The sequence below is a fragment of the Achromobacter sp. HNDS-1 genome (genome assembly GCF_040084795.1).
GTDB classification, from domain to species: domain Bacteria; phylum Pseudomonadota; class Gammaproteobacteria; order Burkholderiales; family Burkholderiaceae_B; genus Achromobacter; species Achromobacter ruhlandii.
On sequence record NZ_CP157584.1, the window covers coordinates 2474060 to 2494987 of the forward strand.

The following is a 20928-nucleotide window of genomic DNA, read 5'->3' on the forward strand; positions in this document are numbered from 1 at the left end:
AGCCGCGCGCGGCGGTACACGAATGCCCTTTGCCCTGCCCCGGCGGCAGGATCAGGCAGCACAGCGGTCCCGCTGTGCTGTTTTTTTTGTAACGGCGGGATCTGGCCCTTTTCATGAAAACGGCTGGTCTTCCCTATGGCGGCGCGCCATTTCCACGTCGACGCCCGCCAAACTGATCCGCTTTTTTCGCCGCCTTCTGAATCTGTACTGCTCAGCAGGGCCGGCCTATCTTGACGCTACAGGCATCAGCCTGTCCGCGCGCGCCGCCCGGTGGCGGCAGGAACGCGCGGGCCTTGAAGTCAGGAATCACCCGCCATGGATAGCGACGCGCTACTGCTTGCCCGAATACAGTTCGGATTCACCATTTCCTTCCACATCATCTTTCCGGCCATCACCATCGGCCTGGCCAGCTACCTGGCCGTGCTCGAAGGCTGCTGGCTGCGCACCCGCAACACCGTCTACCGCGATCTCTACCACTTCTGGACCAAGATCTTCGCCGTCAATTTCGGCATGGGCGTGGTGTCCGGACTGGTGATGGCGTACCAGTTCGGCACCAACTGGAGCTTCTTTTCCGATTTTGCCGGCAGCGTCACCGGGCCCCTGCTGGCCTACGAGGTGCTGACGGCCTTCTTCCTGGAAGCCGGCTTTCTCGGCGTGATGCTGTTCGGCTGGTCGCGCGTCGGCCCGGGGCTGCACTTCTTCTCGACCATCATGGTGGCGCTGGGCACGCTGGTGTCGGCCACCTGGATCCTGGCGTCCAACAGCTGGATGCAGACCCCCGCGGGCTATGAGATCCTGGATGGCCGCGTGGTGCCGACCGACTGGCTGGCGGTGATCTTCAATCCCTCGTTCCCCTACCGGCTGGCGCACATGGGCATCGCGGCGTTCCTGGCCACCGCGCTGATGGTGGGCGCGTCCGGCGCCTGGCACCTGCTGCGCGGCGACCGCAGCCCGGCGGTGAAAAAGATGTTCGCGATGGCGATGGCCATGCTGGCGATCTCGGCGCCGCTGCAGGCGGTGGTGGGCGACTTCCATGGCCTGAACACGCTCAAGCACCAGCCCGCCAAGATCGCCGCGATCGAAGGCCATTGGGAAAACGAGCCGGGCGCGGGCGTGCCGCTGACGCTGTTCGGCATTCCCGACATGGAGCGCGAAGAGACCCGCTACGCGCTCAACGTGCCGCGCCTGGGCAGCCTGATCCTCACGCATAGCTGGGACGGCCAGTTCCCCGGCCTGAAGTCGTATCCGCCCGAAGACCGCCCCAACGCCACCGTGGTGTTCTGGTCGTTCCGCGTGATGGCGGGGCTGGGCATGCTGATGATCCTGCTGGCCGGCTGGGCGCTGTGGGCGCGCTGGCGCGGACGGCTGTACCAGTCGCGCGCGCTGCAGCGTTTCGCGCTGTGGATGGGGCCGTCGGGGCTGGTGGCGATCCTGGCCGGCTGGTACGTGACCGAGATCGGCCGCCAGCCCTGGGTCGTCTACGGCGTGATGCGCACCGCCGACGCCGCCACCCGCCACGGCCTGGGCGAATTGACGCTGACGCTGGCGCTGTTCGTGGCGGTGTACCTGTTCGTGTTCGGCGCCGGCGTGTCGTACATGCTGCGCCTGATCCGCATGGGCCCGACCCCGGCGCCCGGCCACGCGCCGCTGTCCGGCGGCCCGGGCGAACCGCGCCAGCCGTCGCGGCCGCTGTCGGCCGCCTCCACCTCGGCGGACGCCCCGTCCGCGCAACCTGGATTCAAAGGAGCCTGAGGCCATGGGCATCGACCTTGCATTGATATGGGCCGTCATCATCCTGTTCGGCGTGATGATGTACGTGGTGATGGACGGCTTCGACCTGGGCATCGGCATCCTCTTTCCGCTGATCGGCGACGCCGAGGAACGCGACGCCATGGTCAACACCGTCGCCCCCGTGTGGGACGGCAACGAGACCTGGCTGGTGCTGGGCGGCGCGGGACTGCTGGCCGCGTTTCCGCTGGCGTATTCGGTGATCCTGAGCGCGCTGCACCTGCCGCTGGTGTTCATGCTGCTGGGCCTGATCTTCCGCGGCGTGGCGTTCGAGTTCCGCTTCAAGGCCGACCCGCGCCACCGCGCGCTGTGGGACCGCGCTTTCGTGCTCGGCTCGCTCTGCGCCACCTTCTTCCAGGGCGTGACGCTGGGCGCCTACATCGAAGGCATCCCGGTGGTCGACCGCGTCTACCAGGGCGGGCCGTGGGACTGGATCAGCCCGTTCTCGCTGTTCACCGGCGCGGGCCTGGTGGTGGCGTATGCGCTGCTGGGCTGCACCTGGCTCATCATGAAGACCGAGGGCCGCCTGCATCGCCACATGTGCGCGCTGGCGCGGCCGCTGACGCTGGCGCTGCTGGCGGTGATCGCCGCGCTCAGCGTGTGGACGCCGCTGGCGCAGCCGCATATCGCCCAGCGCTGGTTCAGCCTGCCCAACATGTTCTGGTTCCTGCCGGTGCCGCTGCTGGTGGCGGCCGCCGGCATCGACCTGATGCGCCGCGTGCGCGGCGCGCCTGCCGCGGGGCCGTTCGTGCTGGCGCTGTGCCTGGTGTTCCTGGGCTACAGCGGCCTGGGCATCAGCATCTGGCCGGCCGTGATCCCGCCGGACGTGTCGATCTGGACCGCGGCCGCGCCGCCGCAGAGCCTGGGCTTCGCCCTGGTCGGCGCGCTCGCCATCATTCCGATTATCCTGATGTACACCGCCTGGTCCTATTACGTGTTCCGCGGCAAGGTGCGCACCGGCGAGGCGTTTCACTGATGGCCGCGCCGACCTCCCTGCCCTCCTGGCGCAGCCGGCTGCTGTGGCTGCTGTTGATCTGGGCCGGCGGCGTGGCGTCGCTGGGCCTGGCCGCCGGCGCGCTGCGGCTGGTGATGCGCGCCATCGGCATGTCGACCTGAACCGCCGTCTTCCACGGATCCCCCATGAAGCGCTATGAACGGCTGACCGAAGAAATCACCGCCTCGATCCTGTCGGGCCTGCTGCAGGCGGGCGACCGGCTGCCCTCGGTGCGCCAGACCAGCGCCAGCCGTGGCGTCAGCCCGTCGACGGTGTTCAAGGCCTATTACCTGCTGGAAGCGCGCGGCCTGATCCGCGCGCGCGACCGCTCGGGCTACTACGTGCTGCGCGCCTCGCAGGCGGCGCTGCCCGAGCCCGACGGCCTGTCCAGCGCCGCCGCCGGCCGCCATCCGGTCGATGTCAGCGACAACGTGCTGCAAGTGCTCAACGCCACCCTGCGGCGCGACATGCTGCCGTTCGGCTCGGCCTTTCCCAGCCCGTCGCTGCTGCCCTACGGCCGGCTGGCGCGCTACATGGCGACCACGGTGCAGCAACTGGACCCGTGGGGGTCGATCGACGATCTCAGCCCCGGCGACCCCGCGCTGCGCCGCGCCATCGCGCTGCGTTACCTGGCCGACGGACTGACGGTGCCGGTGGACGACATCATCATCACCAACGGCGCGCTCGACGCGCTCAACCTTTGCCTGAGCGCGGTCACGCGGCCCGGCGACGCGGTGATCGTCGAATCGCCGACGTTCTACGCTGCCCTGCAGTCGCTCGAACGCAACCAGTTGCACGCCATCGAGGTGGCCACGCATCCTCGCGAAGGCATCGACCTGCAGGCGCTGGAGCGGGCCATCGTGCAGCACCAGCCGCGCGCCTGCTGGCTGATGACAACCTTCCAGAATCCGCTGGGCAGCCTGATGCCCGAGGCCAAGAAGGAAGCGCTGGTCCGGCTGCTGGCGCGCCACGGCGTGGCGCTGATCGAGGACGACGTCTATGGCGAACTGTACTTCGGCGCCACGCGGCCGCGTCCCGCCAAGGCCTTCGACACCGAGGGCATGGTGATGCACTGCTCGTCGTTCTCCAAGACGCTGGCGCCGGGCTATCGCGTCGGGTGGGTCGCGGCCGGGCGCTACACCCGCGCCATCATGCGCAACAAGCTCACCACCAGCCTGGCCACCGCCGCGCCGACGCAGGCGGCGATTGCCGCCTATCTGGCGCAGGGCGGCTACGACCGCCACCTGCGCCAGTTCCGCCAGACGCTGGCCTTGCAGCAGGGCGAGATGCTGCAGGCGGTGGCGCGCTACTTCCCAAAGGGCACGCGCGCCACGCGGCCGCTGGGCGGCTACTTCACCTGGGTCGAGCTTCCGGCGCGCGTCGACACCCTGCGCTTGCACCGCGCCGCGCTCGACCATGGCATCAGCATCGCGCCGGGACCGTTGTTCTCCAGCTCAGGCGCGTTCGGCAACTTCCTGCGGCTGAACTGCGGCCATCCCTGGAACGAGGCGATGGAGCAAGGCATGGCGACGCTGGGCAAGCTGATGGCGACATGAAATACGCGATATTGATACAGATGGAAACCCCGGCCCGCCGGACATCGCCTTAGAGTGCCAAGCCTTCAAAGTTCAGGACGGTGCCGCGTCGCGGCCCGCTGCTCGCATGACGGCTTCCTTTCCTCGCATCCTGCCGCGCTACGCGCTGGGCTGCTACCTCGGCGCGGCTGCGCTGCTCTACCTGTTCGCCGCGCAACTGCTGGCCACCGTCGACATCTGGCTGCTGCCGCGCCGGCTGCTGGTCGAGATGCTGCGTTATCGCGCCATGTGGCTGATCTTCTTCCTGACCCTGCCGACCGTGGGCTACCTGTTGTGGCGCGGCTCGGACCTGGTCGCCTGGTGGCGCGCGCCCGCCACGCTGACGCTGGATGAGCGGGCGCTGCATCTGGGCGCGCTCACGGTGCCCTACGCCGACATCGTTTCGATGCGCCATCGGCACAACCGTGATCACCTGCTGCTGACGCTGGGCAATGGCCGGCGTGTGCGGCTGCGGCTGGCCATCTGGGACCATGCCGACGCATTGCTCGACCTGCTGGACGCGCGCGTGGGCAGCCATCTCGAAGCCGACGTCCGGCGCCGCATCGATGCCGGCGCCACGGTCTCCTTCGGCGCGCTGGGCATGAACGCGGCCGGCCTGGTCCACAAGGGCCGGCCGATTCCGTGGGCCAGCATCGACACCATCCGCACGCAATCGGACAGCGAAGGCATGGAGACCGACGAGACGCTGATCATCGTCGCGCGCGGCAAGACCCACAAGGTCGACCGCTCCGGCATCGACAACGAGCCGGTGCTGCTGGCCTGCCTGCGGCATTACCTGCCCGCCTGATTCCAACGCCCGCCCGCATGGCGGCCATTCACCCTTAGCCCTTCAACCCAGACATGGAAATCTACAGCTCCGCCTCGCACCAAGCCCAGACCCTGGCCGATCGCCCGGTCTACCACTCGCGCAACCGCCTCATCGCCGGCGCCGTCATCTGGACAGTGGCCGCGGTGGCATTCGGCGCGCTGGCCGCGCGCGCCCGCGGCAATCTGGGCGGCATGGCGTTCTTCGCCGCCATCGCGGCCATCGGCGTGTGGCTGGTGATCCGCTGCCTGATGCGCGCCTTCGGCGCCCCCAAGCCCGTCATCACCTTCACCCGCGAAGGCCTGCGCGTGACGGACGGCACGCTCATCCCGTGGCGCGCCATCAACGAGAACACCTACGTCAACCAGACCTACGTCGGCATTCCGATCGGCCGCCAGATCCAGCTTAAGACCTCGCTGCCGGATCGCAAGCGCGTGCTGATCCCGGCCATGGCGCTGGCGATCAGCGGCGACGAATACCTGGCCCTGTGCGACGCCTACCAGGCGGGTTGAAGCCTCACCGCCGAGGCGGGGCGCCGCCGCGCAACGCGCTCAGTTCGCGGTGGCGCCGGAATCCTTCACGGCCTGCGCCCAGGCCGCGATCTCCCGCTCGATGAACGCGCCGAATGCGGCCGTATGCAGGGTCGATGCCTGCGCCCCCTCTTCCATCAGGCGCTGCCGGACCGTCGGCGCGGCCAAGGCCCCGCCCAAGGCTTCGTTCAAGCGCGCCACCACCGCGTCCGGCGTGCCCGCCGGCGCCACCACGCCGTGCCACGACAGCGCCTGGAACCCCGCCAGGCCCGACTCCGCCATGGTCGGAATCTCGGGCAATGCCGGCGAGCGCTGCGGCGAGGTCACCGCCAGCGCGCGCAGCGTGCCCGCCTTGACGTGCGGCAGCACGCCCGGAATAGTGGTGAACATGAAGTCGATCTGACCGCCGATCAGGTCGGTGATGGCCGGACTGCCGCCCTTGTACGGCACATGCGTGAACTGCAGGCCGGCGGCCCGTTTGAACATCTCGCCGGCCAGGTGGCCCGGCGTTCCCGCCCCGGCAGAACCCATGTTGCTGCGATCGCCCTGCGCCTTGACGTAGGCGATCAGCTCGGACACGGTCGCGGCCTTCACGTTGGGACCGACCACCAGCACGTTGGGCACGGTGGCCAGCAGCGTGACCGGCGCGAAGTCCTTGACCGCGTCATACGAGATGCGCGAATACAGCGACGGGTTGATGCCGTGCGTGCTGGCGGTCGCCAGCAGCAGCGTATAGCCGTCGGGCGCGGCCGATGCCACCTGCTTGGCCGCGATGGTGCCGTTGGCGCCGCCCTTGTTGTCGATCACGATGGTCTGCCCCAGCGTCTTCGCCGCCTCGGCCGCCACCGTGCGGGCCAGGATGTCGGAGGTGCCGCCGGCCGAATGCGGCACGACCAGCGTGATGGGCTTGGCGGGAAAGGTCTGCGCGCGCGCGGCCGGCAGCGCCGGCAGCAGACAGGCGGCGGCGAATGCCGCGCGGGCAAGGCGATGAGGGATCATGCAAGTCTCCTGGGGAATATTGGGATCGCGGCGTCTTCGAGGACGCCGTCATGCGCGGAGCGGCCGGCGGACGGCCGCTCCACGGCTCAATCGGCGCCTAACTGCAGCCTGTCGGGCTGCCGCTTCTCGATCGACCACTTCAACAGCGCGGCCGAGCGATAGATGCCATGGGCGAACTTGCCGTAGGGCAGGGTCAGGAACAGCGCCATCACCACGCCCAGGTGCACTGCCAGCAGCAGGGCCATGGCGCCGGTATCGCGGCCGGCCAGCAGCGCCAGGCCGGTGGCGCTGGTTAGCAGCAGCAACGCGATGAAACCCCGGTCCATCGGCTTCTGCGCCGCGTCGCCCTGCAGCGGATGGCGCTTCAGGTTCAGCCACAGCAGCCCCGCCGGCCCGATCAACAGGCCGATGCCGCCCGCCGTGCCCAGCAGCACCGGCGCGCTCCAGAACGGATACGGCGCCTGCTGCCCCAGCAGGTAGTGATACAGCGTGGCCACGCAGGTCGCGGCAAAGCACAGCATGAAGCCGTAGAACGTGAAATGGTGGAAGCGCCGGCGCCACAGGGTGAAGGCATCATCGGCGTTGTTGCAGCCCTTGCCATGGCCGCCGTCCAGGTAGCGCAGGCGCAGCGCATCGTGCGCGGCCTCGGCCACCGCCGCGCCGCTGGCCGCGCCCGGGCTGACGTCGCGCCAGAAGCGCGCCGCGCCGATGACCAGCGCCAGCATGGCGAAGCCGAACACCGCGCCGAACATCAGCGCCAGCGTGTTGTGCGGGAACACCGCGTAGAAATTGCCCGCCAGCGGCGCGTGGAACAGGCCGCCCGTCAGCATCACCGTCAAGGCCAGAAACAATGCCAGTCCCGCCGCCGTGGCCAGCGACAGCGCCAGCCCGTTGCGCCGGTACAGTTTGCCCAGCACGGCCGGAAACGCGTACTCGGTGTAGGTCTGCAGCCGCACCTTGGCCATGGCCCGCGGCACGTTCACCGCGAACTCGTGCGGCGGCGCGTACTGACAGGCGTGCAGACAGGCGCCGCAGTTGTGGCACAGGTTGGCCAGGTAGTTCAGGTCGGCCTTGCCGAATTCCAGCCGCCGGGTCATGGCCGGGAAGACGGCGCAAAAGCCTTCGCAATAGCGGCAGGCATTGCAGATCTGCATGACGCGCGCCACTTCGGCTTCGTCGGTGCTGAGCGCGGCGCCACGGCCATGCCAGCGCACCGGCTGTTCGACCATTGCCGGCGCGGCCTGCGGGAACGATTGGGCCTCGCGGGCCAGGGTTTCAAGCTGCCGCATGCTGTGCTCCTGCGTGATGCGATTGGCGCGCGGCGGCCGCGGCGCGCGTGCCGGCAATCCGGCCGAACGCGGTGCCGATGGACATGCCGACGCCCGCCGTGTAACCCTTGCCCAGCACGTTGCCCGCCATCATCTCGCCGGCCACGAACAGGTTGTCGCTGGGCACGCCGTTGAAACGGACCGCGGCGGTCTCGTCCACCTTCAGGCCCAGATAGGTGAAGGTGATGCCGGGCCGCAGCGCGTAGCCGTAGAACGGCGCGGTGTCGATGGGCCGGGCCCAGTGGGTCTTGGCGGGCGCCAGGCCCTCGGTGCGGCAGTCGTCCAGCGTTGTGTGGTCGAAGGTGCCGGTTCTACAGGCCTGGTTGTATGCGCGGATGGTGTGCTCGAACGCCACCGGGTCCAGTCCCAGCCGCCGCCCCAGCTCCGGCACGGAATCGGCGGTGACGCCGGGAAACACCGGCGGCATGAAGCGGCCGACGGCCTTGGCGTCGATGATCGAGTAGGCGATCTGCCCCGGCTGCATGGCCGTCAGGCGGCCCCAGATGGCGTAGCGCTTGGGCCAGAAATCCTCGCCCTCGTCGTAGAAGCGTTGCGCGTCGCGGTTGACCACCACGCCCAGCGAGACGCAGTCGATGCGGGTGCAGATGCCGCCGTCGTACAGCGGCGCGCGCGCGTCGATCGCCACGCAGTGCGACTGCGACGGATCGCCGATGCGGTCGGCGCCGGCGTCCAGCATGAACTTGAGCAGCACGCCCTGGTTGTAGCGGGTGCCGCGGATGAGGAAATTGTCGGCCGGCCATTCGCCGCGCTCGTTGCGGCCCCAGGCCTCGCGCAGCCAGTCGCGGTTGGACTCGAAACCGCCCGCCGCCAGCACGCAGGCGCGCGCCTCGATGCGCTCGGCGCCGATACGGGCGGCCTTGAAGCGGCCGTCTCGCAGTTCCAGCGCGTCCACCGGCGCGTCGTAGCGGATGCGCACGCCCAGGGCCTCGGCGCTGCGGTAATAGGCATTGACCAGCGCCTTGCCGCCGCCCATGAAGAAGGCATTGGTGCGGGCCACGTGCAGCGCGCCCGACAGCGGCGGCTGGAAATTGACGCCATGGCGCCGCATCCAGTCGCGACAGGTGGCGGATTCGCGGATCACCAGCCGCGCCAGTTTCTCGTCGGTCTGGCCGCCGGTGACCTTGAGCAGGTCCTGCCAGTATTCCTCTTCCGGATAGGCGTCCACCAGCACGTCCTGCGGCGCGTCGTGCATGCAGCGCAGGTTGCGCGTGTGCTGCGAGTTGCCGCCGCGCCATTCGCGCGGCGCGGCTTCCAGCAGCAACACGCTGGCGCCCGCCTCGCGCGCCATCAGGGCCGCGCACAGCGCCGCGTTGCCTCCGCCTATCACCAATACATCGACCATGTCATCGTTCCCGGATCAAGGAACGGACTGTAGGCCGACGCCGCGCGCCGCGATATCAGCGCGCCGTCAACGGGTCTTCATGATTCGTGAAGGGCGGTATTGCGCCGGTGCGTGGCATCGCGCATGGGCGGAAAGCGCCGCCCGCTCACGACGCATGCAGCGCGGTCACCGCCCATTTGCCGTCGCGCGCCAGGGTGCGCGAGACGTCGGCCAGCACCAACCTCGCGGCCAGCGCCGCCGGCGACAATTCGTCGTCCGACAGGCTGGCCAGCAGGTTGGGCCGGAACAGATCGGCGTCGTCGATCCGTGCCATGGCCAACTGCCCCGGCGCGATGCGGGCGGTGGCGGAACTGGGCTGGATGGTGGCGGCGTAGCCCAGTTGCACCACCTCCATCAACAACGCCAGGCCATCGACTTCGGCCACCACGCGGGGCGTCAACCCGCGCTGCTGGAATCCCCGGCTGACCAGGGCGCGCAGCCCGTGGCGGCCGCTGGGCAGCACCAGCGGCAGGCCCGCGATCTCCTCCAGGCGGGTGGCGGGGCCGGCGGGCAGGCCCGTCATGCCGCGCCCGGCGCACAGGTACAGGGGCTCGTCCAGCAACGGCGTCACGCTCCAGCGGCGCGCCGCTTCGGCATGGAACACGATGGCCAGGTCGAGCTGGCGGCCGTTGAGCATGTCGGCCAGGTGGCCCGACAACGCCTCGACCAAGTGCAGGCGGATGTCCGGATAGCGCGCGTTCATGGCCTGCACGAACGGCGCCCCCAGGATGGAGGCGGTCGTGGACGACAGGCCGACGCTGACGTGGCCGGCCAGGCGCGCCTGCTGCGCGGCGTGGACGGCGTCGTCGGCATGGCGCAACGCCAGCTGGGCCTGGCGGAAAAACGCCAGCCCGGCATCGGTGGGCACCACGCCGCTGGCGCTGCGTTGCAGCAGTCGGGTGGCCAGCTCGCCTTCGAGCCGGCTGATCTGCTGGCTGAGCGCCGACGTCACCATGCCCAGCGACATGGCCGCGCGGCCGATGCTGCCGGCTTCGACGACGCGAACGAAATAACGAAGCTGGCGCAGTTCCATGGCGGGCCCGGGACGATCACGAGGGAAGACTCGCCGATTGTAGGGCGTGGAGCGCGCCATCACCCGGCCCGGATCCGGGCCGCCCCGGACGGGGCAGGCCCGCGCGTCCGGCTCGGTTGCTCAATAGCGCGCGTCCTTGGGCTTCTTGCCGTCCGGCCAGTCCTTGTCCTTGGGCGGGAAGTCCGGCCGCGGCATGTGGGTGAAGTACTCGGCCACGTCGACCGCGTCCTGGTCCGACAGCACCTTGCCCTCGCCCCAGTTGCCATGAGTGTTCACGCCCATCGGCATGCTGTTGCGGATGAAGGCCGCCGCCTTGTAGGTGCGGGCCAGTCCGGCGCCGATGTTGAACGATTCCTCGCCCCACAGCGGCGGGAACACGATATTGCCGGCGCCGTCGCGCTTGCCTTCGCCATTGGCGCCGTGGCAGGCGGCGCACTGCGCCGCGTACAGGGTCTTGCCGCGCGCCGCGTCGGGCACCAGCTTGGTGTCGATGGGCCAGGCATTCTTGATCTGCACCTGGGCGCCGTGCGGCACGTCCTGCGCCAGCCACTTCATGTAGGCCAGCATCGCCAGCATTTCCGGCGACTCCTTGTCCAGCGGCTTGCCGTTCATCGAGCGTTGGAAACAGCCGTTGATGCGGTCCGCCAGCGTCACTTCGCGGCCCGCGCGCGGATTGAACTGCGGGAACGAATTGACCGAATTGATGTAGGGCGCGCCCAGCGGCTTCTTGCCCTGCTGAACATGGCAGCTGCTGCAATTGAGGCTGGCGCCGGTGTTATCCGGCAGCAGCCGGCGGGTCTCGTTGAGCAGGCGCTGGCCATACCGGATCTGCTCGGCGTTGGGCGCCTGGTCGATCAGGGTGTCGGACGGAATGGTGTAGTCGGCCAGCCGCTTGCCGTCCTTGTCGAGCACGGCGAAAGTCCTGGTCTCGCCGGCCGGCGCCGGCGGCGCCGCCAGCGCGGCCAGGCCGCCCCCGGCCACCAGCGCCACCGCGGCGGCGATCTTGTACAGCTTATTCATGCTTGCCTCCCGACACGATGTTCGGCTTCTTGCTGGCCAGGAAACCACGGATGTGCGCGACCTCGTCGCTGGCGATCGGCGGCGCCTGGTTGGTCCAGGCCGTGCGGATGAAATTGATGACGTCGGTGATGTCCTGGTCGCTCAGGTGGTTGAAGCGCGGCATCGCGAAGGCCATGGCGTCATGGTCGTTGGCGGGCATCTTGCCGCCTTCCAGCGTGATCTGGATGATGGACTGCGGGTTCTGCGCGAAGATCGCGGAGTTGCCCGCCAGCGCCGGGAAGATGCGCGGCATGCCCTGGCCATCGGCGCGGTGGCAGATGACGCAATGCTCCATGTAGATCACCGCGCCGCGCGAATCGTAGCGGCCGGCCAGCAGCGACGCCGTGGTGACATCCGCCTTGGCCGGGAAGGCCGGCGCCTTGCCGGGCACCGGCGGCAGCTGCTTCAGGTAAGCGGCGATGCTGGCCAGGTCGTCATCGGTGAAATAGCGCGTGCTGTGCTCGACCACGTCGGCCATGGCGCCGAACACCGCGACCCGGTCGGTGCGGCCGGTCTTCAAGAACAGGGCGATGTCGTCCGCGCTCCAGGACGCCAGGCCGCGGGCTTCGCCGCGCAGGCTCTTGGCGCGCCAGCCGTCGATCACGGCGCCCGACAGGAAGGCGTCGCCGTCCGCCATGGACAGCGCCTTTTCCTGGTAGGCCAGGCCGCGCGGCGTGTGGCAGGCGCCGCAATGGCCCGGACCTTCCACCAGGTACGCGCCGCGCCGGACCTGCTCGTCCGCGCCTGCCGGCGCGGCGAAGTCGCGCTTGCCGGCGAACACCAGCTGCCACCAGGCCATGGGCCAGCGCATGTTCAAGGGCCACGGAATGGTGGAGTCGGCGCTGGGCTTGTCCACGGGCTCGACCTGCGACATGAAATACGCGTAGAGCGCCTGGATGTCCGCGTCGGGCATGATGGCGTACGACGGATACGGCATGGCCGGGTAGAGCGTGGCGCCATCCTTGCGGATGCCGTATTGCACCGCGTTCTTGAAGTCGGCGTAGCTGTAGGCGCCGATGCCGGTGCGCTTGTCGGGCGTGATGTTGGAGGAGTAGATGGTGCCCACCGGCGTCTGCATCGCCAGGCCGCCCGAGAACGGCTTGTCGCCCGGCGCGCTATGACAGGCGATACAGTCGGCGGTGCGCGCGATGTAGGCGCCGGCTTCGGCCAGCCGGCGGTCCTGCGGATCGACGACCGCCGTGCTGTCCGTCTTGCGGACGGCGGTCAAGAGGTGGGCGCCGCCGATACCGCCGCCCAGGCCCGCCAGCGCCAATAGCGCCACCGCCTTGATCCCGAAGTGCTTCATTCCATCCCTCCGTTGCTGCCGGCCAGCGCGCACGTCGGGGTGTTCGTACTGCGTGGTCCAGCTTATGGAGGCAGCTTACGCTTTTTGGTAATAAGCATATGACCGAAAAGAATGAAAGTATCGGCGTTGTTTGATGCGGCGCAAACCGGCCCGATCCCTCAGACTAATTAACAGGGGAACGATCTCCTGAATGCGCGGATCGGGCCGCTCCGGCGGGCCGCGATGAGCCGCCGGACTGGCACCAATTGAGGGCCGTCAGGCCGGGATCGCCAGGCCCTTCACCACGGCCGGACGCGCCACGAAGGTTTCCAGCACGCGGGCCACGTTCCTGAACTGCGGAAAGTCGACCAGGTCGCCCGCGCCGTAGAAGCCGATAAGGTTGCGCACCCACGGCAGGATGGCGATATCGGCAATGGTGTATTGCTCGCCCATGACCCAGTCGCGCCCTTCCAGGCGCTTGTCCAGCACGCCCAACAGGCGCTTGGATTCGGCCACGTAGCGGTCGCGGGGACGCTTGTCCTCGTAGTCCTTGCCGGCGAACTTGTGGAAGAAGCCCAACTGGCCGAACATCGGGCCGATGCCGCCCATCTGGAACATCACCCATTGCAGGGTCTCGTAGCGGCCGGCGGTGTCGGCCGGGATGAACTGGCCGGTCTTGCTGGCCAGGTACACCAGGATGGCGCCGGACTCGAACAGCGCCAGCGGCTTGCCGTCCGGGCCGTTGGGGTCGAGGATGGCCGGGATCTTGTTGTTCGGGCTGAGCGACAGGAATTCCGGCGAGAACTGGTCCTGCGAGTCGAAACTGACCCGATGCGGCTCATAGGGCAGGCCCAGCTCTTCCAGCAGGATCGACACCTTGACGCCGTTGGGCGTGGGCAGCGAATACAACTGGATGCGGTCGGGATGCTGGGCCGGCCATTTCCGGGTGATGGCGAACGCGTCGAGGGAGGACATGCGGGGGAGCTCCTGGAGATCCGGGTGTCGATGAAGGGCCGATGAGACGCCGCGATCGCGGCGCCGTCTTGCGGCGCTTGCGGGGCGTCGGGCAAATGTAGCGCAAATCGCCCGCAAGCAAACGCCCGCCGGCCGCGCCGCGGCCCCCCTCGGCGCAACACAGTGTTCCAGCGGAAAGCGCACTGTCAGCGGCCCACGCGGCGAAGGCGGCAGCCTGCTCCCCCACGCCCCGGGCAGCACGCGGCCGCGCCCGGCGCGTCGGCCTCAGACGTGGCGCTTCTGCGGCAGCACGGTCAAGGCCACCAGCGCCACCACGCAGGCGCCCATCACGTACAGCGCCGGCGCGAAGGCCACGCCGGTGGTGTAGGTGATCCAGGTCAGGATGGCCGGCGCGAAGCCGCCCAGCACCGTCACGGCGGTGTTGTAGGCCAGGGACATGCCGGACGAGCGCACCGCCGTCGGGAACACCTCCGACAGCGCCGACGGCGCGGTGCCGACGTACAACGCCACCAGCAGGCAGAACGACGACTGCACCACGATCAGCGCGAACTGAGTGTGGTTGGCCTGCAACCACATCATCAGCGGATACACCGCGATCAGCAGCAACAGCGCCGAGGCCCGCAGCACGGCGCGGCGGCCGTAGCGGTCGGACAGGGTGCCCGAGAAGAAGCAGCCGCCGATCAGGAACAGGTTGCCGATCAGCGCGCCCAGGAAAGCCTGCGAACTGGTGAAGCCCATGCTCTTTTGCACGTAGATCGGCATGAAGATGATCAGCGCATATGGCCCGATGGCCCACAGCACCGACATGCACAGGCCGGTGAACAGCTCGCGCGGATAATCGCGCAGCACGCTCAACAGCGGCGCCTTGACGGGCTTGCCGCTGGCGGCCTGGCGCTGCTGTTCCTCGCGGAAATGCGGCGTCTCGTCCAGCGTGCGGCGCATCCACAGCCCCACCGGCGCGATCGACAGGCCGACGATGAACGGCATGCGCCAGCCCCATTCGCCCACCTGGTCTTCGGTCAGCAGCGTGGTCACCAGCGTGGCGACCAGCGCGCCCAGCAGGTTGGAGATGCCCATGCTGGCCTGCAGCCACGAGGCATATTGGCCACGCTTGCCGGCCGGCGCGTGCTCGACCAGGAAGGCGGTGGCGCCGCCCACTTCGCCGCCGGCCGAGAAGCCCTGCAGCATGCGGCCGCAGACGATCAGCAACGGCGCGCCCACGCCGATGGCGGCATACGGCGGCGCGATGGCGATCAGCAGCGTGCCCGCCGCCATCAACATGATGGTCATGGTCAGCGCCGCCTTGCGGCCGGCGCGGTCGCCATAGGCCCCCAGCACCAGCGCGCCCAGCGGCCGCACCACGAAGCCCAGCCCGAAGGCCAGGAACGAGGCCATCAGCTGCACCGTCGGATCGGCATTGTGGAAGAAGTTCTGCCCGATATACACCGCGAATAGCGCGTAGACCGAAAAGTCGTACCACTCCAGCGCGTTGCCGATGGAGGCGGCGATGACCGCCTTCTTGGCGCCCTTGTGCTCGTCGGCGCCGGCGTGGGCGGCATTGCCCCCCGCCATCCCCGCGCCCGGGTTGATTGCGATGTTTTTCATTGACGTTCCCGTTGATTCGCCCCGTGTCCGGGGCTGTTATGTATTGCCTTTCAAACCCGCGTCGCCATCGTGTCGATGCGGTCGATGTCCCTTCTGCCGACTCCACCCAGCGCGTAGCCGGTGAAGTCCATGCCCAGCGCCTTCTCGACGATGGGGTAGACCGACGCGTCGGTGACACTCGATGACAGCGGGATGTGCTGCTTGGACACGTGCAGGATGGACACCGGCAGGCCCTCGCGCAGCTTGCCGGCGCTGACCGGATTGCCGTCGGCGTCCAGCGTGGTGATCACGTCCGGATAGCAGGCGATGCGCTCGCCCTGCGGGTCGGTCACGGCCATGTGTTCGTTCATGACGTGGATGACGCGCTTGCCCGCGCCCTCGCCGATCTCGACCGTGCCGATGTCGAAGGCTTCCTCGGTGTACTTGAGCGTGTTGCGCGCCACCTTGCCCGAACCGATGATCTCGCCCTGCGTGGCCTTGCAGATGGCCTCGATGATGGCGCTGCCGCCCTTGGGCTGCGCCGCCAGGATCGCCTCGCCCAGCGCCAGCGCGCGGCTGATGCCGCCCAGCGCGGCGTGGCGCCGCACGTAGGACGCGCGGATCGGGTTGCGGCAACTGGCGATGAAGCCGCCGGCCATGTCGGCGGCGCGGCGCAGCACCGGCGAGACCTTGCCGGTGGCGCCGTGCACCGTCAATTCCATATAGGCGTTGTTGGCGCGGTTGCCGCCCACGGCGCACTGGATCATCGGCTCGGGGCTGCCGGCCAGGCCCAGCGAGCCCATGTCGCCGGTGGGATGGGCGCGGATATCGCCCACCGCGTCCACCACCTTGGTGCCCAGCATCGCCGACGGCAGCCAGCCGTTGAGCGTGCTGGACATGCCGTTCTGGCCGATGATGAGGCCATACAGGCGATCGCCCAGCGCGTCCTGCAGGCGCTCGGCCGCCTTGACGTAGTCGATGCCCAGCATCTGCCAGTCGGTCAGGCCGCCCGGCGCGCCGATGGCGGCGGCGGTGGCGATCCAGGCGTCATCGGGCACTTCGTCCATCGACACCAGTTCGGGCCGGCCGATGGTCACGGCCAACGATCCCAGTTCGCGGCCATGCTCGGCCCAGCCGCCCCCGCCACAGGCGAACACCGAACCGCCCCTGACCGCGGCCTCGACGTCCTGCATCGTCAAGATTCTTCCCATTGCTGCGCCCTTCCTTTCCCGATTGCGTTAGCCGCGCCAGCGGCGTGCGCGCTGGACAGACGAGCGCATCATAGGAACCAATCCCTTTAATGTCGTATTACCTTTTATGCCTTGTTCATAACATTGGGTTAATGGCGGGGCCCGCCCCGGGCGAGGGGCAATCCCGGGACGGAACAGACCTAGGGATATCCCCAGGCGGCGGCAGGGGGACGATCAGGCGCCGGCAGGCAGATCCAGCGTCACCAGCACGTCGATGAAGGCCTGCGCCAGCCGCGACAGCGGCTGCAATTGCAGGTGGAACACGTTGACCGGCGCGTTGACCGTGTCGGCGATCGGCACCGTCACCACATCCGACCAGATCGGCCCGGCCACGGTGATCTCGTCCGCCAGCGCCACGCCGGCGCCGGCCTGCACCAGGGCACAGGCCACGTGCGCCTGCTGCACCTCGATGCGCGGCTCGGGCTGCGCGTCCTCGGCGCCGAACAGCTTGTGCACCAGCATGCCGAAGGGAATGTCTGCGCTGTAGCCGATCAGCGGCTCGCGCGCCAGTTCGGCGGCGGTGACCTGGCGGCGTCCTGCCAGCGGATGGCCGGCGGGCAGCACCGCGACGATGCGGTTCTCGTACAGCGGCCGGGTCGCCAGGCTGGGATGGTTCACGGGCATGTAGGCCACGCCCAGCTCGACCTGCTGGGTCAGCAGCGACTGTTCCATCGCCGCCGGAATCTGCGTCTGCAGCACGATGCGGATTTCCGGATGCAGCTGGCGAAAACGGGCGATGGCGCGCGGCAGCAGCGACTGGCCCAGGCTCGGGCTACAGGCCAGGCGCAATTGGCCCTCGCGGTTCTCGGCCAGGTTGTCGGCCACCTCGTTGACGCGCTGCACGTTCTGGTAAAGCGCGGTCACTTCGACGAACAGCCGACGCGCCTCCGGCGTGGGGTAGAGCCGCCCCTTGATGCGCTCGAACAGCATCAGGCCCAGGCGCTGCTCGGTGTAGGCGATCAGCCGGCTGACGGCCGGCTGCGACACGAACAGCAGCTTGGAAGCGCCGCTGATCGAGCCGCTCAACATGATGGCGCGGAAGACCTCGATCTGGCGCAGATTCAATTTCATATGCTTAACCTGATGTTAATTCCCATGCACATATAAGCATAAGACGTTTTGAATCGCGCTTACTACACTGCCCTACAGTTCTTCATTGGATGGAAGGGGTCATGAGCGATTTCGATTGGGTGGTGCGCGGCAATATCGTCGATCCGCACGGCATCGTGGAAAACGGCTGGCTGGCCGTGCGGGACGGCAGGATCGCCGCGCGCGGCATCGGCGTGCCCCCCGCGGCGCGTGACAGCGTCGACGCCAGCGGGCAGTGGATCATCCCCGGCGTGGTCGACGGCCAGGTGCATTCCGGCAGCCAGGCCAACCAGGAAGGCCTGGGCTGGGCCTCGCGCGCGGCCGCCGCCGGCGGCGTCACGGTCATGGTCGACATGCCCTACGACGATCCCGAGCCGGTCGCCTCGCGCCCGCACCTGGACGCCAAGATCGCCGAGGTCGAGCGCGACTGCCACGTCGACGTGGGGCTGTTCGGCACCCTGAACAAGGAACACGGCCTGGCGGCCGCCGCCGGCCTGATCGAAGGCGGCGTCTGTGCCTTCAAGTTCTCCACCTTCGAAGCCACCCCGGGCCGCTTCCCGCGTATCGAGGAAGACGACCTGTACGAGGCCTTCCGCCTGATCGCGCCGTCCGGCCTGGTGTGCGGCGTGCACAACCAGATGCAGGAGATGACGCGCAAGAACATCGCCCGCCTGATCGAGGCCGACGACACCGGCTGGGACGCCTTCATGCGCGCCCACACGCCGCTGATCGAGAACCTGGCCACCGCGCTGATCTACGAGATCGGCGCCGAGACCGGCGCCCGCGCCCACGCGGTGCACGTCTCGACCTCACGCGGTTTCGAGATCTGCAACATGTACCGCCGCAACGGCCACCGCGCCAGCATCGAGACCTGCGTGCAGTACCTGATGCTGAACCACGAGGAGCACACGCGCCGCTTCGGCGCCAAGACCAAGCACTACCCGCCGATCCGTCCCAAGGCCGAGGTCGACCTGCTGTGGACCCACATCGCCAACGACGAATGCACCTTCGTGTCGTCGGATCACGTCAGCTGGGGCCTGGAGCGCAAGCAGAACCCCAACGTCTTCAAGAACTCGTCCGGCGGCCCGGGCCTGGAAACGCTGCTGCCGGCCTTCTGGACCGGTTGCGAGGAACACGGCATCTCGCCGTCGATGGTGGTGCGCCAGCTGTGCGACAACCCCGCGCGCCACTTCCTGCTGGACGACCGCAAGGGCACGCTGGAGGTCGGCAAGGACGCCGACATCGTCATCCTGACGCCGGAACGCCATGCCTACGATCCGTCCACCAGCCTGTCGGCGGTGCAATGGAGTTCGTTCGAGGGCCGCGAGTTCACCGTGCGCGTGGCCGGCACCTGGTGCCGCGGCCAGCAGGTCTATGATGGCCGCCGCATCGTCAACAACCCGGGCGACGGCCGCTTCCTGCGCCCGCGCAAGGCATGAACGGCATGGCCATGTCCTTGCCCCCATTGAACGCCGAGCGCCTGTGGTCGCGCGTCGAGACCCTGTCGCGCTACACCCTGCCCGACCAACCCTGGACCCGCCGCGCCTTTTCGCCGCTGTTCCTGCAAGCGCGCGAGTGGCTGCGCGGTGAATTCGAGGCCGCTGGCCTGGCCACCCGCCTGGACGCCGGCGGCAACCTGATCGGCACCCGCGCCGGCCGCAACGCGCACCGCAAGCCCATTGCCACCGGCTCGCACTGCGACACCGTGATGAGCGGCGGCCGCTTTGACGGCATCATCGGGGTCCTGGCCGGCATCGAGGTCGCCCACACGATGCGGGAACACGGCATCGAACTGGAGCACCCGTTCGAGGTCATCGACTTCCTGTCGGAAGAACCCAGCGACTACGGCATCTCCTGCGTCGGCAGCCGCGCCCTGAGCGGCCAGTTGAGCGCCGACATGCTGGCCGCGCGCAACGCCGACGGCGAGACGCTGGCGCAGGGCATCGCCCGCATCGGCGGCGATCCCAGCGCGCTGACCGCGCCCCTGCGCGGCCCGGACGGCACCGCCGCCTTCGTCGAACTGCACATCGAGCAAGGCCCCGTGCTGGAAAGCCGCCAGCTGCCCATCGGCGTGGTCACCAACATCGTCGGCATCCGCCGCGTGCTGATCACGGTGAAAGGCCAGCCCGATCACGCCGGCACCACGCCCATGGACATCCGCCGCGACGCGCTGGTCGGCGCGGCCCGCATCATCGATGCCGCCAGCCGCCAGGCCAGCGCCGCCAGCGGCAACCCGCACTACGTGGTCGCCACCGTCGGCAAGCTCGCCATGACGCCCAACGCCGCCAACGCCGTGCCCGGCCGCGTCGAGCTGACGCTGGAAATGCGCAGCGACAGCAACGCCGTGCTGGACGCCTTCCCCGAAACGCTGATGGCCGGTGTGGCCGCCGACCTGAAGGCGCTGCGCCTGACCGCCGGCTTCGTCCAGTTGAGCCGGGCCCAACCCACCGACTGCACGCCCCTGGTGATGGACGCGGTGCAGGCCGCCGCCGACCAGCTCGGCTACGCCAGCATGCGCCTGCCCAGCGGCGCCGGCCACGACGCCGTCTACATGGCGCCCACCGGCCCCATCGGCATGATCTTCATCCCCTGCCTGAACGGACGCAGCCACTGCCCCGAGGAGTGGATCGAGCCGGCGCAGTTGCTGGACGGCACCCGCGTGCTGTACCAGACCGTGCTGGAACTGGATCGCAGGTTGCGCGGCTAGCGCGGCGATCCAGCCGCCCCGCGCAGCACGCCGCGCACGGCCGCGGCGGCCAGCGCCAACGGCAGCGCGATATCCCACTGGCCCAGGAACAACTCGAAGGTCGCCTCCCAGCGCGCCCAGGTGGCGCCGAATACCTGTGGGTCCGGCGGCCCGAGATAGATGGCGAGCAATGCGGCCACCGCGACGAGCACGGCGCGTCCAAGCGCCGGGAGACGGCTGCGCGCCAATCGCTCCGCCAGCGCCAGGGCCGCCGTCGCGGCCAGCCCAGCGAATGCCGCGTGCAGGAAGAAATCGACGCGCTCGTACATATAGGGCGCCTCGGGAATTTCCAACCCATAGCTGCCCGTGCGCAATTTGGCGGTCAGGCAGGCGCCGAACAAAGACGCGGTGGCGAAGAACAACAGGAAATCGCACAGGCGCGACAGGAATCTGGACATGCGTGATGGTCGGGAGACAGCGGGCAGCCCACAGCATGCCACAGAGCCGCCCCGCGTCGCCCACGCAT

Annotated in this window: 19 protein-coding genes; 8 read left to right on the forward strand and 11 right to left on the reverse strand. The window is 68.8% G+C overall.

Annotated features, from left to right (window positions below):
* Nucleotides 1-315: 315 nt before the first annotated feature.
* The 6 genes from ABFG95_RS11390 to ABFG95_RS11415 all read left to right on the forward strand — a co-directional run bounded on the left by ABFG95_RS11390 (nucleotide 316) and on the right by ABFG95_RS11415 (nucleotide 5694).
* Nucleotides 316-1752, forward strand: coding sequence for a cytochrome ubiquinol oxidase subunit I (locus ABFG95_RS11390; RefSeq protein WP_054414937.1), 1437 nt, complete (start codon nucleotides 316-318; stop codon nucleotides 1750-1752).
* Nucleotides 1753-1756: 4 nt separating this feature from the next.
* Nucleotides 1757-2764: a cytochrome d ubiquinol oxidase subunit II gene (gene cydB / locus ABFG95_RS11395; RefSeq protein ID WP_049076295.1), complete on the forward strand. Its 1008-nt coding sequence runs from the start codon at nucleotides 1757-1759 to the stop codon at nucleotides 2762-2764.
* On the forward strand, nucleotides 2764-2904 hold the full coding sequence (locus ABFG95_RS11400; RefSeq protein ID WP_080977493.1) for a DUF2474 family protein: 141 nt from the start codon (nucleotides 2764-2766) through the stop codon (nucleotides 2902-2904). The genes cydB and ABFG95_RS11400 overlap by 1 nt, the downstream gene beginning before the upstream one ends.
* A 24-nt stretch (nucleotides 2905-2928) precedes the next feature.
* The gene (locus tag ABFG95_RS11405; protein ID WP_063582122.1) at nucleotides 2929-4338 is read left to right on the forward strand and encodes a PLP-dependent aminotransferase family protein; all 1410 of its coding nucleotides are present in this window, start codon (nucleotides 2929-2931) and stop codon (nucleotides 4336-4338) included.
* A 106-nt stretch (nucleotides 4339-4444) separates the two neighbouring features.
* Nucleotides 4445-5164 carry a hypothetical protein gene (locus tag ABFG95_RS11410; protein ID WP_348995865.1) on the forward strand — a complete coding sequence of 240 codons (720 nt, stop codon included), beginning with the start codon at nucleotides 4445-4447 and terminating at the stop codon, nucleotides 5162-5164.
* A gap of 53 nt (nucleotides 5165-5217) precedes the next feature.
* The gene (locus ABFG95_RS11415; protein ID WP_049076298.1) at nucleotides 5218-5694 is read left to right on the forward strand and encodes a hypothetical protein; all 477 of its coding nucleotides are present in this window, start codon (nucleotides 5218-5220) and stop codon (nucleotides 5692-5694) included.
* Nucleotides 5695-5733: 39 nt separating this feature from the next.
* Here the strand turns inward: ABFG95_RS11415 and ABFG95_RS11420 are convergent, their stop codons facing one another.
* The 10 genes from ABFG95_RS11420 to ABFG95_RS11465 all read right to left on the reverse strand — a co-directional run bounded on the left by ABFG95_RS11420 (nucleotide 5734) and on the right by ABFG95_RS11465 (nucleotide 17698).
* Nucleotides 5734-6711, reverse strand: coding sequence for a tripartite tricarboxylate transporter substrate binding protein (locus ABFG95_RS11420; protein ID WP_348995866.1), 978 nt, complete (start codon nucleotides 6709-6711; stop codon nucleotides 5734-5736).
* A gap of 86 nt (nucleotides 6712-6797) precedes the next feature.
* Entirely contained in the window at nucleotides 6798-8000 is a 1203-nt protein-coding gene (gene tcuB / locus ABFG95_RS11425; protein WP_348995867.1) for a tricarballylate utilization 4Fe-4S protein TcuB, read from the reverse strand.
* On the reverse strand, nucleotides 7987-9402 hold the full coding sequence (tcuA, locus tag ABFG95_RS11430; RefSeq protein WP_068952004.1) for an FAD-dependent tricarballylate dehydrogenase TcuA: 1416 nt from the start codon (nucleotides 9400-9402) through the stop codon (nucleotides 7987-7989). Before tcuA ends, tcuB begins: the two co-directional genes overlap by 14 nt.
* A gap of 145 nt (nucleotides 9403-9547) precedes the next feature.
* The gene (locus ABFG95_RS11435) at nucleotides 9548-10474 is read right to left on the reverse strand and encodes a LysR family transcriptional regulator (RefSeq protein ID WP_049076303.1); all 927 of its coding nucleotides are present in this window, start codon (nucleotides 10472-10474) and stop codon (nucleotides 9548-9550) included.
* A 120-nt stretch (nucleotides 10475-10594) separates the two neighbouring features.
* A complete protein-coding gene (locus ABFG95_RS11440; protein WP_336728530.1) occupies nucleotides 10595-11494 on the reverse strand; it encodes a c-type cytochrome in 900 nt (299 codons plus the stop codon).
* Nucleotides 11487-12839 (reverse strand): cytochrome c, encoded by a 1353-nt coding sequence (locus tag ABFG95_RS11445; RefSeq protein WP_336728532.1) that lies wholly within the window; start codon nucleotides 12837-12839, stop codon nucleotides 11487-11489. Before ABFG95_RS11445 ends, ABFG95_RS11440 begins: the two co-directional genes overlap by 8 nt.
* 255 nt (nucleotides 12840-13094) lie before the next feature.
* On the reverse strand, nucleotides 13095-13793 hold the full coding sequence (locus ABFG95_RS11450; protein WP_278990058.1) for a glutathione S-transferase N-terminal domain-containing protein: 699 nt from the start codon (nucleotides 13791-13793) through the stop codon (nucleotides 13095-13097).
* Nucleotides 13794-14057: 264 nt separating this feature from the next.
* The gene (locus tag ABFG95_RS11455; RefSeq protein WP_336728790.1) at nucleotides 14058-15365 is read right to left on the reverse strand and encodes an MFS transporter; all 1308 of its coding nucleotides are present in this window, start codon (nucleotides 15363-15365) and stop codon (nucleotides 14058-14060) included.
* A gap of 83 nt (nucleotides 15366-15448) precedes the next feature.
* The gene (locus tag ABFG95_RS11460) at nucleotides 15449-16588 is read right to left on the reverse strand and encodes a DUF917 domain-containing protein (RefSeq protein ID WP_336728535.1); all 1140 of its coding nucleotides are present in this window, start codon (nucleotides 16586-16588) and stop codon (nucleotides 15449-15451) included.
* A gap of 213 nt (nucleotides 16589-16801) precedes the next feature.
* Complete coding sequence (locus tag ABFG95_RS11465; protein ID WP_049076313.1) at nucleotides 16802-17698, reverse strand: LysR family transcriptional regulator; 897 nt, start codon at nucleotides 17696-17698, stop codon at nucleotides 16802-16804.
* Between the two features lie 101 nt (nucleotides 17699-17799).
* On the opposite strand from ABFG95_RS11465, the gene ABFG95_RS11470 reads away from it, so the two are divergent.
* Together ABFG95_RS11470 and ABFG95_RS11475 are read left to right on the forward strand one after the other, a co-directional pair.
* Nucleotides 17800-19155: an amidohydrolase family protein gene (locus ABFG95_RS11470; RefSeq protein ID WP_348995868.1), complete on the forward strand. Its 1356-nt coding sequence runs from the start codon at nucleotides 17800-17802 to the stop codon at nucleotides 19153-19155.
* Between the two features lie 5 nt (nucleotides 19156-19160).
* Nucleotides 19161-20423: a Zn-dependent hydrolase gene (locus ABFG95_RS11475; protein ID WP_348995869.1), complete on the forward strand. Its 1263-nt coding sequence runs from the start codon at nucleotides 19161-19163 to the stop codon at nucleotides 20421-20423.
* Here ABFG95_RS11475 and ABFG95_RS11480 read toward each other — a convergent pair.
* Nucleotides 20420-20860 carry a hypothetical protein gene (locus tag ABFG95_RS11480; protein ID WP_175144825.1) on the reverse strand — a complete coding sequence of 147 codons (441 nt, stop codon included), beginning with the start codon at nucleotides 20858-20860 and terminating at the stop codon, nucleotides 20420-20422. The two genes, ABFG95_RS11475 and ABFG95_RS11480, sit on opposite strands and share 4 nt — an antisense overlap.
* Nucleotides 20861-20928 lie beyond the last annotated feature (68 nt).

Excerpts from the sequence above, each read along its gene's own strand:
- ABFG95_RS11475 (WP_348995869.1), top strand. The coding sequence starts at position 19,161 with ATGGCCATGTCCTTGCCCCCATTGAACGCCGAGCGCCTGTGGTCGCGC.
- ABFG95_RS11445 (WP_336728532.1), bottom strand. The coding sequence starts at position 12,839 with ATGAAGCACTTCGGGATCAAGGCGGTGGCGCTATTGGCGCTGGCGGGC.
- ABFG95_RS11405 (WP_063582122.1), top strand. The coding sequence starts at position 2,929 with ATGAAGCGCTATGAACGGCTGACCGAAGAAATCACCGCCTCGATCCTG.
- ABFG95_RS11415 (WP_049076298.1), top strand. The coding sequence starts at position 5,218 with ATGGAAATCTACAGCTCCGCCTCGCACCAAGCCCAGACCCTGGCCGAT.
- ABFG95_RS11470 (WP_348995868.1), top strand. The coding sequence starts at position 17,800 with ATGAGCGATTTCGATTGGGTGGTGCGCGGCAATATCGTCGATCCGCAC.
- ABFG95_RS11435 (WP_049076303.1), bottom strand. The coding sequence starts at position 10,474 with ATGGAACTGCGCCAGCTTCGTTATTTCGTTCGCGTCGTCGAAGCCGGC.
- ABFG95_RS11390 (WP_054414937.1), top strand. The coding sequence starts at position 316 with ATGGATAGCGACGCGCTACTGCTTGCCCGAATACAGTTCGGATTCACC.
- cydB (WP_049076295.1), top strand. The coding sequence starts at position 1,757 with ATGGGCATCGACCTTGCATTGATATGGGCCGTCATCATCCTGTTCGGC.
- ABFG95_RS11465 (WP_049076313.1), bottom strand. The coding sequence starts at position 17,698 with ATGAAATTGAATCTGCGCCAGATCGAGGTCTTCCGCGCCATCATGTTG.
- ABFG95_RS11440 (WP_336728530.1), bottom strand. The coding sequence starts at position 11,494 with ATGAATAAGCTGTACAAGATCGCCGCCGCGGTGGCGCTGGTGGCCGGG.
- tcuB (WP_348995867.1), bottom strand. The coding sequence starts at position 8,000 with ATGCGGCAGCTTGAAACCCTGGCCCGCGAGGCCCAATCGTTCCCGCAG.
- ABFG95_RS11420 (WP_348995866.1), bottom strand. The coding sequence starts at position 6,711 with ATGATCCCTCATCGCCTTGCCCGCGCGGCATTCGCCGCCGCCTGTCTG.
- tcuA (WP_068952004.1), bottom strand. The coding sequence starts at position 9,402 with ATGGTCGATGTATTGGTGATAGGCGGAGGCAACGCGGCGCTGTGCGCG.
- ABFG95_RS11455 (WP_336728790.1), bottom strand. The coding sequence starts at position 15,365 with ATGGCGGGGGGCAATGCCGCCCACGCCGGCGCCGACGAGCACAAGGGC.
- ABFG95_RS11410 (WP_348995865.1), top strand. The coding sequence starts at position 4,445 with ATGACGGCTTCCTTTCCTCGCATCCTGCCGCGCTACGCGCTGGGCTGC.
- ABFG95_RS11460 (WP_336728535.1), bottom strand. The coding sequence starts at position 16,588 with ATGGGAAGAATCTTGACGATGCAGGACGTCGAGGCCGCGGTCAGGGGC.
- ABFG95_RS11400 (WP_080977493.1), top strand. The coding sequence starts at position 2,764 with ATGGCCGCGCCGACCTCCCTGCCCTCCTGGCGCAGCCGGCTGCTGTGG.
- ABFG95_RS11450 (WP_278990058.1), bottom strand. The coding sequence starts at position 13,793 with ATGTCCTCCCTCGACGCGTTCGCCATCACCCGGAAATGGCCGGCCCAG.
- ABFG95_RS11480 (WP_175144825.1), bottom strand. The coding sequence starts at position 20,860 with ATGTCCAGATTCCTGTCGCGCCTGTGCGATTTCCTGTTGTTCTTCGCC.